Below are 12,029 nucleotides of genomic sequence, written 5' to 3'. Positions count from 1 at the left end.
TCGCCTATACGCGCGCGCGTCAGATGTCCAACCCGGTGACGGCGCGGGACAATCTGTCCCGGCCCTCGGCCGCGTCTCGATGCGCCGGGTAGATGTCCAGGATGGCGCTGAAACCGTCATGCGCCTCCGCCTCCCGGCCGATCTGCTCCAGGATGACGGACATGCCGTAGACCACGGCGAAATGATCGGGGTTGAGCGCCAGCGCCTGTTGCAGATCGGCAAGCGCCAGGCCGAATTCCTCCGACCGGAAATAGGCCTGGGCGCGGGCGTGGTAGGCTTCGGCGAAATCGGGGGCGTGGTCGATCAGCGCCGACAGGTGGCCGATGGCGGTGGGGAAATCCCCCGCATCCAGCGAATCGCGCCCGCGTTGCAGCAGCAGGTCCATCGCGGCGGAGCCTGAGCGCGACCAGATCAGCCGCAATTCCCGGTCTATCCCGCGCGCCTCTGCCGGATCGGCCTCACGCAGGCGGGCCATCAGCGCGGGCACGTCATCGCGGCGCGCGCCCTCCTCCGGAGAAGGATCTGGGGGGACGGCGCCTTCGGGGGCCATCCGGTCCGCTGGTGCGGCGCGGTCCCGCATCGGCGCGTCCTCGGGCGGGGGCACCTCCTGGGCGAAGGCGGGCAGCCCTGCGGGCACCGCCAGCGCCAGTGACGCTGCGGCACAAACCGTCATGAAACCTTTGCCAGTGGGAAAGAATGCTACCATATCGACACGGAGTGTAACGCAGGCCACGGGCGTGACCAGCCCCTTGGCGCAAATGTGAAGGACAAGATCATGAGCGAGACGATCGACAAGGCCGTGGCCGCCCTGAACGAGAAGCTGGGCGGCGAAGGTATCGACGGCACCGCCAAGTTCGTCATCGAAGGCGAAGGCGCGGTTTTCGTGGACAGCGCCGGCGCCCGCGCCGCCGATGAGGACGCCGACGTGACCCTGACCGCCTCCCGCGAGACGTTCGAGGGCATCGTGTCCGGCGAAGTCAACGCCACCTCCGCCTTCATGTCGGGCGATCTGGCGGTCGATGGCGACATGGGCAAGGCGATGCAGCTGGGCGCGGCGCTGGCCTGACCAATGACGCAGGCACCGTTTCACGCAGATGTCGATGAGGGCCCCGCCGGGGGCCGCGCCGTCTGGCTGACCGCGTCGGACGGCGTGCGCATCCGGGTCGGGTACTGGCCCTGCGACGGAGCACGGGGGACGGTTCTGCTGTTCCCCGGCCGCACCGAATACATCGAGAAATACGGCCGCGCCGCCGCCGATTTCGCGATGCGGGGTTATGCCACGCTGGCCGTCGACTGGCGCGGCCAGGGGCTGGCCGACCGGGTCGCGGGCGATCCGGCGGTGGGTCACGTCGGCCATTTCTCGGATTATCAGGCCGATGCCGCGGCGGTCGTGGCCGCAATGCCCGGCCTGGACCTGCCCGCGCCCTGGCACCTGGTGGGCCATTCCATGGGTGGCGCCATCGGGCTGCGCGCGCTGATGGAGGGGCTGCCCGTCGCCTCTGCCGCGTTCACCGGGCCGATGTGGGGCATCGAATTGCCGCTGGCCCTGCGGCCGGTGGCCTGGGCGCTGTCAGCCGCGTCTGCCCGGCTGGGGTTGGGCGAACGGCTGTCTCCGGGCACCAAGGCCGAAAGCTACGTGCTGGCCGAGACATTCGAGGACAACAAGCTGACCACCGATACGGAGATGTACAACTACATGCAGCGCCAGACCCGCGCGCATCCCGAACTGGGGTTGGGCGGGCCGACGATGCATTGGCTGTACGAAGCCCTGTTCGAGACCCGGCGCCTGTCCCGCCTGCCCGCGCCGGATGTGCCCGGCCTGACTTTTCTGGGCACGGACGAGGAAATCGTCTCCGCCGACCGGATCCGCGCGCGGATGGACGGCTGGCCCGGTGGACGGCTGGAGATGCTGCCGGGCGGTCGCCACGAGGTGATGATGGAAGACCCCGCCACCCGGACCCGTGTCTTTGACATGGCGGTGGCGCATTTCGACGCGCACGGCCCTGACTGACCCGCCCCCGCCCGCGCCGATCCCTCGGCGCGGCATGGGGCGCCCGACGCAGCCGACCTGTCCGGCGCGCCGAACGGGCCGGATTTAGCGCGCAGGCTTCCCTTGTTGTCCGAAGGCTATGACAATATGTCTGAAAGATCCGTAACCTGGCGAGGCTTCTCATGTTCCCGACCCCGTTTCCCGTCCACGACGCCAAGGCCACCGGCCAATCCGATACCCCGCTGGGCGATCTGCCCGAATGGGATCTGTCGGACCTGTACACCGGAGCCGACGCCACCGAGCTGAAGCGCGATCTGGACTGGCTGGAACAGGCCTGCCGCAGCTTTGCCGACGATTTCGAGGGGCAGTTGGCCAGCCTCGACGCCGCCGGCTTCCTGGATTGCGTGAAGCGCAACGAAACCATCCAATCCGTGTCGGGGCGGATCATGTCCTTTGCGGGCCTGCGCTACTACCAGATGACGACGGATGGCGAGCGCGCCAAATTCCTGTCGGACATGCAGGACCGGATCACCACCTTTACCACGCCGCTGGTGTTTTTCACGCTGGAGGTCAACCGCCTGCCGGACGACCACCTGGACGGGCTGTTCGCCGAGGACCCCGAATTGGCGCGCTACAAGCCCGTGTTCGACCGGATCCGCACGATGAAACCCTTCCAGCTGTCCGACGAGCTGGAAAAGTTCCTGCATGATCTGGGGGTTGTCGGCGACGCCTGGGAAAAGCTGTTCGACGAGACGATCGCGGGCCTGACCTTCGTCGTCGAGGAGGACGAGCTGAACATCGAAGGCACGCTGAACCTGCTGACCGACCCTTGTCGCAGGAAACGCGAGGCCGCCGCCCGCGAACTGGCCCGCGTGCTGGGGCAGAATCTGCGGATCTTTGCCCGGGTCCACAACACACAGGCCAAGGAGAAGGAGGTCATCGACCGCTGGCGCGGAATGCCCAATCCGCAAACCGGGCGCCACCTGTCCAACCACGTCGAACCCGAGGTGGTGGAGGCACTGCGCAACGCCGTGGTGCAGGCCTATCCGAAGCTGTCCCATCGTTATTACGAGCTGAAACGGAAATGGCTGGAACTGGACCGGATGCAGGTCTGGGATCGCAATGCCCCCCTGCCCAGCGAGACCCAGAAAACCGTCGATTGGGCCGAGGCGCGCCAGACCGTGATGGATGCCTATGCCGGGTTCGATCCCCGCATGGCCGACATCGCGGCGCCCTTCTTCGACAAGGGGTGGATCGACGCGGGTGTGAAACCGGGCAAGGCCCCCGGCGCGTTCGCCCACCCCACCGTCACGGATGTGCATCCCTACGTGATGCTGAACTACCTGGGAAAACCGCGCGACGTGATGACCCTGGCCCATGAGCTGGGCCACGGCGTGCACCAGGTACTGGCGGCCGGACAGGGGGAAATGCTGTCCTCCACCCCGCTGACGTTGGCGGAAACCGCGTCGGTCTTCGGAGAGATGCTGACCTTCCGCGCGTTGCTGGACCGTGCCACCACGCAGGAGGAACGCAAGACCCTGCTGGCCGGCAAGGTCGAGGACATGATCAACACGGTCGTGCGCCAGATCGCCTTCTACGATTTCGAATGCAAGCTGCACGAGGCGCGTCGCGGCGGCGAATTGACGGTAGAGGACATAAACGCGCTGTGGATGTCCGTTCAGGCCGAAAGCCTGGGCCCGGCCTTCGACTTCATGGAAGGCTACGAATCCTTCTGGTCCTACGTGCCGCATTTCGTGCATTCGCCATTCTACGTCTACGCCTATGCCTTTGGCGACGGGCTGGTGAACGCGCTCTATGCCGTCTACCAGGACCAGCCGGACGGGTTCCAGGAAAAGTACTTCGACATGCTCAAGGCGGGCGGTTCGAAACACCACAAGGAATTGCTGGCGCCCTTCGGCCTCGATGCCTCTGACCCGGCGTTCTGGGACAAGGGCCTGTCGATGATCGCCGGGATGATCGATGAGCTGGAAGCCATGGAAGACTGAGATGGCCCCGCCCCGCCGCCCCGGATCGCCCAAGGGCCTGCGCCGGGGATGGCGCGGGCGGCTGGCGCGGTTCCAGGTCCGCGCCCGGCGGACTCTGCCGCCGGTGGTGCGCAGCGTGCTGGGCCTGCTGCTGATTCTGGGCGGGCTGTTCGGGTTCCTGCCGATCCTGGGCTTCTGGATGCTGCCGTTGGGCCTGGCGCTGGTCGCGCTGGACCTTCGCGGGCTGCGCAATTGGCGCCAGCCACCGCATCCGCCTCGCCAGGGCTGATCCGCCCGCTCTCTTCGCCGATCTCCCCCCCCCGCCCCGCTCAAGCATCCGTGACGTCGGGTTCCCCTTGGAGCTGGCGCCAGGGCGCGTCTAGGCTTCGCCGCAGGGCACAAGGGAGGGATGGCCATGAGATTTCTGCGCAACCTGTTGGTCGGGCTGATCATCGTGATCGCGATAGCTGTCGCCGGGGTTCTGATCCTGGTTCCGGCGCAACTGGAAAAGGGCCGCAATTCAGTTCTGGCCCATGACCCCTACCCCGTCTCCGACGCGGCGCGGGCGCTGCATGACACGCTGGTGGTCGGCGACTGGCACGCAGATCCGCTGCTGTGGAACCGCGACCTGACGGAGCGGTCGGATTACGGCCAGGTCGACCTGCCCCGCCTGATCGAAGGCAACGTCGCAATTCAGGTCTTCACCGCCGTGACCAAATCTCCGGCAGGCCAGAATTACGAGGAGAATTCGACGGAGGCCTTTGACAACATCACCCCGCTCGCCGTGGTTCAGATGTGGCCGCCACGCACCTGGAACAGCCTGCTGGAACGCGCGCTCTACCAGGCGGAAAAACTGCACCGTTTCGAAGCCGCGGCCCCGGAGATGCTGAAGATCGTCACCAATCGCGCCGATCTGGACGCCGTGCTGGCGGCCCGCGCCGGCGGATCCGATCAGGTGGCCGGTATTCTGGGGATCGAGGGGGCGCATCCGCTGGAGGGCGATCTGGCCAACCTGGACCGGCTGGAACAGGCCGGCTATCGGCTTGTCGCGCTGCAACACTTCTTTGACAACAAGCTGGGCGGATCCCTCCATGGACAAAGCGGCGACGGGCTGACCGAGTTCGGCCGCGCGGTGGTGGCCGAGGTCGCTGCCCGGCCGATGATCCTGGACGTGGCACATTCCAGCCCGCAGGTGGTGCGCGACGTGCTGGCGATGACGGATATTCCGCTGGTTCTGTCCCATGGCGGCCTGCACGGTCATTGTCCCGTCACCCGCAACCTGACCGATGATCTGATGCAGGAAATCGCCGCCACCGGTGGCGTGATCGGCATGGGCTACTGGGCCGAGGTCGCCTGTGACAACATCGCCCCCGAAGGCATCGCCGCCATGATCGTGGCGGCGGTGGAGACGGTGGGCGCCGATCATGTATCCTTGGGTTCGGATTTCGACGGTTCGGTGGAAACGGCCTTCGACACTTCGGAACTGGCCGCGTTGACCCATGCGCTGCTGGAGGCCGGATTGGACGATGGCACCATCGCCAAGGTCATGGGCGGCAACATGCTGCGCGTCCTGCGCGAACGGCTGCAATAGGGCCGCGGCCCAGGCGGGCCGACGATCGGGAGGGGGCGACTGCGCCCCGTCCCCTGCCGCGGGCGCAATGCACCGCCCGCACGGGGGTCGGGCGGGCGATGCGGCTCAGGCCAGGATACCGTTGGCGGTGTCCAGAACGGCGGGCAGGATTTCCGCGCGCACACGGGCCTCGTCATAGGAATGCGCGGACACGGCGACCTGCACGGCGGCCTCCGACCGGCCGCTGACGCCCTTTATCGGGGCCGAGATGCTGATTTCGTTCAGGATCATCTGGTGGGCGGTGATCATGTAGCCCTCGGCGCTGGAGCGGGCAATCCGGGCGCGAATTTCCGCGCGGTCGGTCACTGTGCGCGCGGTCATGCCATGCACCGGCCAATCCGTGACGGCCGCCTGCCATTCAGCTTCGGGCCAGGTCGACAGCATCGCCCCCCCCGAGGCCGTGGCCAGTGCCGGCAGGCGGCGCCCGACGATGGAGGCGGCGAAATGGGTGCGCTGGCTGGGCAGGCGCAGCGAGTAGATGATGTGATCTCCCGACATCTGCGACAGGTTCACCGTCTCCCCCAGGGCCTGCGACAGATCCACCAGTTTCGGCAGGGCACGGGCGATCAGCGGATCGGACCAGTAATAGGCATAGGCCAGTTCAAGCCAGGCATGGGAAGGACGGTAACGCCGCGTTGCGGGATCGCGGTCCAGCATTCCCTCCGCATGAAGCGTATGTGCCAGCCGTTGCACCGCGCTTTTTTCCAGCCCGGTCCTGGTGACCAGTTCGCTCAGCGACAGCGTGGCATGTGATTCGTCGAAAACGCGCAAAAGCTTCAGCCCCTTGGCCAGGGTGCCGACATGCAGGGCGTGCTGCTTTTGGGTTGGGCTGTGCGTCACGAAAACTTCATCCCTTTCAAGGTTCGGCAAAAGCAGGACTTGACCTCCGCCCGTTCATTTCGATTATGATGATCATATACCAATGTGATGTGTCAAATAGTGATACATCTAACAACCGAAAATCCAACACACAGGGAAAAGACATGAAACGGATTTTTCTCGGAACTGCCGGACTGGCCGCTTTGACCGTCTCCTTGGCCATGCCCGCCTTCGCGGACAAGGCATCGGACACGCTGCGCGTTGCCTTCACCAAGGAGCTGGAGAACGTCGACAGCTACTTCAACTCCTCTCGCGAGGGCGTCGTGCTGCAACGCGCGGTCTGGGACGGGCTGATCTACCGTGATCCCGAGACCAACGAATATGTCGGCAACCTGGCCACCAGCTGGGAATGGATCGACGACACCACCCTGGAATTCAAGCTGCGCGAAGGCGTGACCTTCCACAACGGCGAGGCGTTCACCGCCGATGACGTCGTGTTCACCGTGAACTACGTCGCGGACGAGCAGAACGGCGTGAAGACGCAGCGCAACGTGAACTGGATGAAATCGGCCGAGAAGATCGACGATTACACCGTGCGCATCACCCTGAAGGACAAGTTCCCGGCGGCCATCGAATTCCTGTCAGGCCCCGTGTCCATGTATCCCGATGAATATTACGCCGAGGCGGGCCCCTCCGGCATGGGTCTGAAACCCGTCGGCACCGGCCCCTACAAGGTGGTCGAAGTGGTGCCCGGCCAGCATTTCGTGCTGGAAGCGAACGAGAATTATCACGACAGCCCCAAGGGCCAGCCGTCGATCAAGAACGTGGACATCCGCACCATTCCGGATGTGAACACGCAGATGGCCGAGCTGTTCTCCGGCTCGCTCGATCTGATCTGGCAGGTGCCCTCGGACCAGGCGGAAAAGCTGGCGACGATGGATCAGTTCACCGTCTCCAACGAATCGACCATGCGCGTCGGCTACCTGCAAATGGACAGCGCCGGCCGGTCCGGCGCCGACAACCCGTTCACCAAGAAAGAGGTGCGGGAGGCCGTCAACTACGCGATCAACCGCCAGGAGCTGGTCGACGCGCTGCTGAAGGGCAAGAGCCAGGTCGTGAACACCCCCTGTTTCCCCAGCCAGTTCGGCTGCGTGCAGGACGTGACCGCCTATGAGTACAACCCCGAGAAGGCCAAGGAACTGCTGGCCGAAGCAGGCTACCCGGACGGGTTCAGCACCGAATTCTACGCCTATCGCGACCGGCAATATGCCGAGGCGATCGTCAGCTATCTGAACGCCGTGGGCATCAAGACCGATTTCAAGATGCTGCAATATTCGGCCCTGCGGGAGCTGAACATGGATGGCAAGGTGCCGCTGTCCTTCCAGACCTGGGGCAGCTACTCGATCAACGACGCCTCCGCGATGGTGTCGCAGTTCTTCAAGCACGGCTCGCTGGACAGCACCCGCGACGACGAGGTGCTGGAATGGCTGAACGTGGCCGACAGCTCCACCGACCCGGACGAGCGGATCGAGTATTACACCAAGGCGATCGAGAAGATCACCGGTGAAGCGTTCTGGGCGCCGATGTTCAGCTACAACACCAATTACGTGTTCACCCAGGAGGTCGTCTATACGCCGACCCCGGACGAAGTCCTGCGCTTCGTCGATGTCACCTGGAAGTGATCTGACACGGGCGGGGGCCCCTTGTGGGCCCCCGCCCTCCCCCCTCCCCATCCAGCCCGAAGTCCGTTCCCCTGACCGGTTGCGAACCGTTCGACGCCAGAGGAAAGCGCAATGCTCCCCTTCATCCTGAAACGCCTGGGCCTCGCTCTGCTAGTGGCCCTCACCGTCAGTTTCATCAGTTTCTCCCTACTTTTCCTGTCCGGTGATCCGGCGGCAGCCCTGGCCGGCGAGACCGCCAGTGGCGAGGATATCGAGGCGATCCGCCGGCTTTACGGGTTCGACCGGCCCATGCTGGTCCAATATGGGGAATGGCTGTTCGCCGCCCTGCGCGGTGACTTCGGTGAAAGCTATTATTTCAAGCTGCCGGTTCAGAGCCTGATCGCCGACCGCCTGCAAGTCACCATGACGCTGGGCGTTTGCGGTATCCTGTTCGCGCTGCTGACCGCCGTGCCGCTGGGCGTGATCGCGGCGATCCGGCCCAATTCCATCATCGACCGCGTGGCGCTGTTCCTGTCTGTCGCCGGTCAGGCGATGCCGTCGTTCTGGTTCGGTCTGATCCTGATCGTCGTCTTCGCGATCCAGCTGGGGTGGCTGCCGCCCTCGGGCGCGGCAACGTGGCGCCATTTCATCATGCCCACCATCGTTCTGGGCTATTACGCCATGCCCGCGATCATGCGCCTCACACGCGCCGGGATGCTGGACGTTCTGAATTCCGACTACATCCGCACCGCCCGCGCCAAGGGCGCCAGCGAAGGCCGGGTGATGTTCAAACATGCGCTGCGCAACGCCATCATCCCCGTGGTCAGCCTGGCGGCTGTTCAGATGGGGTTCATGCTGGGCGGGTCCATCGTCGTGGAATCCGTCTTTGCCCTGCATGGCGCCGGCTTCCTGGCGTGGGAAAGCATCGCGCGCAACGACCTGCCCACCGTGCAGGCGCTGATCCTTGTCTTCTCGATGTTCTACATCGTCTTCACCTTCCTTGCCGACGTTCTCAACGCCTGGCTTGACCCCCGTATGCGGAGCTCCTGAGATGACCGATACGACCGATCCTCTGTTCCGCGAAGTGCAGGGCCCGACGCCCCGCCAGATGCTGAAAGCGCGGGCGAAATCGCATATGGGCCTGCTGTTCGGCCTGTCCATCGTCGGGCTGCTGGTGCTGGTGGCAATCTTTGCGCCATTGCTCGCGCCGCATGATCCCTATGCCCAAAGCCTGATGACGCGGATGGAACCGCCCGTCTTCCTGGGCGGCACCTGGGAACACCCGCTGGGCACCGACCACCTGGGCCGCGATTACCTGTCCCGGCTGATCTACGGCGCGCGGATCTCGCTGCTGATCGGGGCCATCGCGGCGCTGATCTCGGGCGTGATCGGGACCGCCATGGGCGTGGCGGCGGGCTATTTCGGCGGCCGTGTCGACGCCGTCGTGACCTTCCTGATCAATGTGCGGCTGGCGATGCCGGTGGTGCTGGTGGCGTTGGCCGTGGTGGCGATCCTGGGCGGATCCTTGACCGTGGTGATCTGTGTGCTGGGTCTGCTGCTGTGGGACCGGTTCGCGGTGGTCATGCGGGCCTCCACCCTGCAAATCAGCCGCCGGGATTACGTGGCTGCGGCGCAGGTGATCGGGGCCTCCACCCCGCGCATCCTGCTGACCGAGATCATGCCCAACATCTTCAACAACCTGATCGTGGTGATCACGCTGGAGATGGCCCACGCCATCCTGCTGGAAGCGGCGCTGTCCTTCCTGGGGCTGGGCGTGCAACCGCCGACGCCCTCCTGGGGGCTGATGGTCTCCGAGGGCAAGAACATGATGCTGTTCGAACCCTGGCTGGTGCTGATCCCCGGCGCGGTTCTCTTTCTCCTGGTGCTGGCGATCAACCTGATGGGTGACGGCCTGCGCGATGTGACATCCCCCGAAGGACGGAGCTGATCATGGCAGACGACACCCTTCTTTCCGTACGCAACCTGACGCTGAACATCCGCACCGGCGGCGGCACCTTGCACGCCGTGCGCGGCATCGATTTCGATCTGAAGCGCGGCGAAACCCTGTCCATCGTGGGCGAAAGCGGGTCGGGCAAGTCGCTGACATCGCTGGCCGTTATGGGCCTGCTGGACAAGGCCATCGCCTGCGAAGCCGATGAAATGCGGTTCGACACGACGGACCTGCGCAGTGCACCGCGCCGGGTGATGCGCGATCTGCGTGGCAACCGGATCGCCATGATCTTTCAGGAGCCGATGACATCGCTGAACCCCGCCTACACCATCGGCGACCAGTTGATGGAAACCCTGCGCCTGCACCGCAACGTCTCCAAATCCGCCGCCCGCGCGCGCGCGGTGGAATTGCTGGAAAAGGTCGGCATCACCTCCGCCGAAAGCCGGCTGGGCCAGTATCCGCACCAATTGTCGGGCGGGTTGCGGCAGCGGGTGATGATCGCGCTGGCGCTGATGTGCGAACCCGACCTGCTGATCGCCGATGAACCGACCACCGCGCTGGATGTGACCATTCAGGCCCAGATCCTGCGCCTGCTGGTCGATCTGACCAAAGAAATGAACATGGCCATGATCCTGATCACCCATGACCTGGGCGTTGTGGCCCGCGTGGCCGACAAGGTGGCGGTGATGTACGCGGGCGAACTGGTCGAAACCGGCCCCGCGACGGAGGTCTTTGCCGCGCCCAGTCACCCCTATACCCGTGGCTTGCTGCGCTGCATTCCACAGCCCGGCAAGACGGAGCGCGGCGCCGAGCTGGGCACCATTCCGGGCATCGTCCCCTCCCTCATCGGGGAGGTCACCGGCTGCGCCTTCCGCACCCGCTGCCCCCATGCCATCCCCACCTGCCGGGAGGCGATCCCGGTGCGTGGCACCCCCACCCACGATTTCCGCTGTGTGCATCCCGACGGCGCCCTGTCCGCCGAAACCGCCGCCGAAGGAGAGCCCGCATGAGCAATGCCATCCTCACGCTCGACAAGGTTCGCAAGACCTACACCGTGAAACAGGGCCTCTTTGGCGAACGCAAGCCGCTTACGGCGGTGAACGAGGTCAGCCTGTCCCTGAACAAGGGCGAAGTTCTGGGCCTGGTGGGCGAATCCGGCTGCGGAAAATCCACCTTGGCCAAACTGCTGTTGGGCCTGGAAAAACCCACCAATGGGCAGGTTCTGGTGGAGGGCCAGTCGCTGGAAGATCTGGACCGGCGCGGGCTGGCCAGCCGGTTGCAGCCGATCTTTCAGGATCCCTATTCCTCGCTCAACCCGCGCAAGTCGATCTACGACATCATCTCCCTGCCGCTGCGCGTCCACAAGATCGGCGACAGCGCAAGCCAGCGGAAGGCGGTAAAGGACATCCTGGACGTCGTCGGCCTGCCCCAGCGGGTGATGAACACCTATCCCAGCCAGATGTCCGGCGGCCAGCGCCAGCGCGTCGCCATCGCCCGCGCGCTGGTGATGCGGCCGGAGATCGTGATCTGCGACGAACCCACCTCGGCGCTGGACGTCTCCGTCCAGTCGCAGATCCTGAACCTGCTGGGAGAGCTGCGCCGCGAATTCGGTCTGACCTACCTGTTCATCAGCCACGATCTTGCGGTTGTCGAACACCTGGCCACCCGTGTGGCCGTGATGTACCTGGGCCGCATCGTCGAGGAGGCCCCCGTGGCCGAATTGTTCGAGGCGCCCAAGCACCCCTATACCCGCGCGCTGCTGAACTCCGTGCTGACCCCCGACCCCACGATGGGCGTGCCGGAAACCTCGCTTGGCACCGCTTATCCCAACCCGATTGATCCGCCCTCCGGCTGCGCCTTCCATCCGCGCTGCCCGATGGCGCAGGCGCATTGCAAACAGGTCGCTCCGCGCCCGCTGGATACCGGGGCGGGCCGCGTGGAATGCCATCTGCACGATCCCGAAAGCCCGATGTACCAGAAGGACGCCGCCTGA

At 65.2% G+C, this 12,029-nt stretch carries 12 protein-coding genes; 10 read left to right on the top strand and 2 right to left on the bottom strand.

All coding sequences use genetic code 11. The annotated features are described in order from the left end of the window. Window positions 1-19 precede the first annotated feature (19 nt). The gene (locus tag G5A46_RS10950) at window positions 20-673 is read right to left on the bottom strand and encodes a tetratricopeptide repeat protein (RefSeq protein ID WP_239520767.1); all 654 of its coding nucleotides are present in this window, start codon (window positions 671-673) and stop codon (window positions 20-22) included. A 102-nt stretch (window positions 674-775) separates the two neighbouring features. Between G5A46_RS10950 and G5A46_RS10945 the strand changes: the two genes are divergently transcribed. The 5 genes from G5A46_RS10945 (at window position 776) to G5A46_RS10925 (ending at window position 5,566) form a co-directional block, all read left to right on the top strand. Then, on the top strand, window positions 776-1,066 hold the full coding sequence (locus G5A46_RS10945; RefSeq protein WP_163849424.1) for an SCP2 sterol-binding domain-containing protein: 291 nt from the start codon (window positions 776-778) through the stop codon (window positions 1,064-1,066). A gap of 3 nt (window positions 1,067-1,069) precedes the next feature. Continuing rightward, the gene (locus G5A46_RS10940) at window positions 1,070-2,011 is read left to right on the top strand and encodes an alpha/beta fold hydrolase (protein ID WP_163849423.1); all 942 of its coding nucleotides are present in this window, start codon (window positions 1,070-1,072) and stop codon (window positions 2,009-2,011) included. 161 nt (window positions 2,012-2,172) lie between these two features. Then, window positions 2,173-3,996 carry a M3 family oligoendopeptidase gene (locus G5A46_RS10935; protein WP_163849422.1) on the top strand — a complete coding sequence of 608 codons (1,824 nt, stop codon included), beginning with the start codon at window positions 2,173-2,175 and terminating at the stop codon, window positions 3,994-3,996. A 1-nt stretch (window position 3,997) separates the two neighbouring features. Next, on the top strand, window positions 3,998-4,264 hold the full coding sequence (locus G5A46_RS10930) for a hypothetical protein (protein WP_239520766.1): 267 nt from the start codon (window positions 3,998-4,000) through the stop codon (window positions 4,262-4,264). A 126-nt stretch (window positions 4,265-4,390) separates the two neighbouring features. Next, window positions 4,391-5,566, top strand: a complete 1,176-nt coding sequence (locus G5A46_RS10925; RefSeq protein WP_163849421.1) for a dipeptidase — start codon at window positions 4,391-4,393, stop codon at window positions 5,564-5,566. A 105-nt stretch (window positions 5,567-5,671) separates the two neighbouring features. Here the strand turns inward: G5A46_RS10925 and G5A46_RS10920 are convergent, their stop codons facing one another. Next, entirely contained in the window at window positions 5,672-6,445 is a 774-nt protein-coding gene (locus tag G5A46_RS10920; protein WP_163849420.1) for an IclR family transcriptional regulator, read from the bottom strand. 143 nt (window positions 6,446-6,588) lie between these two features. On the opposite strand from G5A46_RS10920, the gene G5A46_RS10915 reads away from it, so the two are divergent. The 5 genes from G5A46_RS10915 to G5A46_RS10895 all read left to right on the top strand — a co-directional run bounded on the left by G5A46_RS10915 (window position 6,589) and on the right by G5A46_RS10895 (window position 12,029). Continuing rightward, window positions 6,589-8,106, top strand: coding sequence for an ABC transporter substrate-binding protein (locus tag G5A46_RS10915; RefSeq protein WP_163849419.1), 1,518 nt, complete (start codon window positions 6,589-6,591; stop codon window positions 8,104-8,106). 111 nt (window positions 8,107-8,217) lie between these two features. Next, the gene (locus G5A46_RS10910; protein ID WP_163849418.1) at window positions 8,218-9,135 is read left to right on the top strand and encodes an ABC transporter permease; all 918 of its coding nucleotides are present in this window, start codon (window positions 8,218-8,220) and stop codon (window positions 9,133-9,135) included. A 1-nt stretch (window position 9,136) separates the two neighbouring features. After that, on the top strand, window positions 9,137-10,033 hold the full coding sequence (locus G5A46_RS10905; protein ID WP_163849417.1) for an ABC transporter permease: 897 nt from the start codon (window positions 9,137-9,139) through the stop codon (window positions 10,031-10,033). Between the two features lie 2 nt (window positions 10,034-10,035). Next, window positions 10,036-11,046: an ABC transporter ATP-binding protein gene (locus G5A46_RS10900; RefSeq protein WP_163849416.1), complete on the top strand. Its 1,011-nt coding sequence runs from the start codon at window positions 10,036-10,038 to the stop codon at window positions 11,044-11,046. Further along, window positions 11,043-12,029, top strand: a complete 987-nt coding sequence (locus tag G5A46_RS10895; RefSeq protein WP_163849415.1) for an ABC transporter ATP-binding protein — start codon at window positions 11,043-11,045, stop codon at window positions 12,027-12,029. Before G5A46_RS10900 ends, G5A46_RS10895 begins: the two co-directional genes overlap by 4 nt.

This window comes from Pseudooceanicola aestuarii (assembly GCF_010614805.1).
Classification (GTDB): Bacteria; Pseudomonadota; Alphaproteobacteria; order Rhodobacterales; family Rhodobacteraceae; genus Pseudooceanicola; species Pseudooceanicola aestuarii.
Note: the sequence above shows the minus strand (reverse complement) of the source record. Positions and strands in the feature narration are given on the sequence as shown.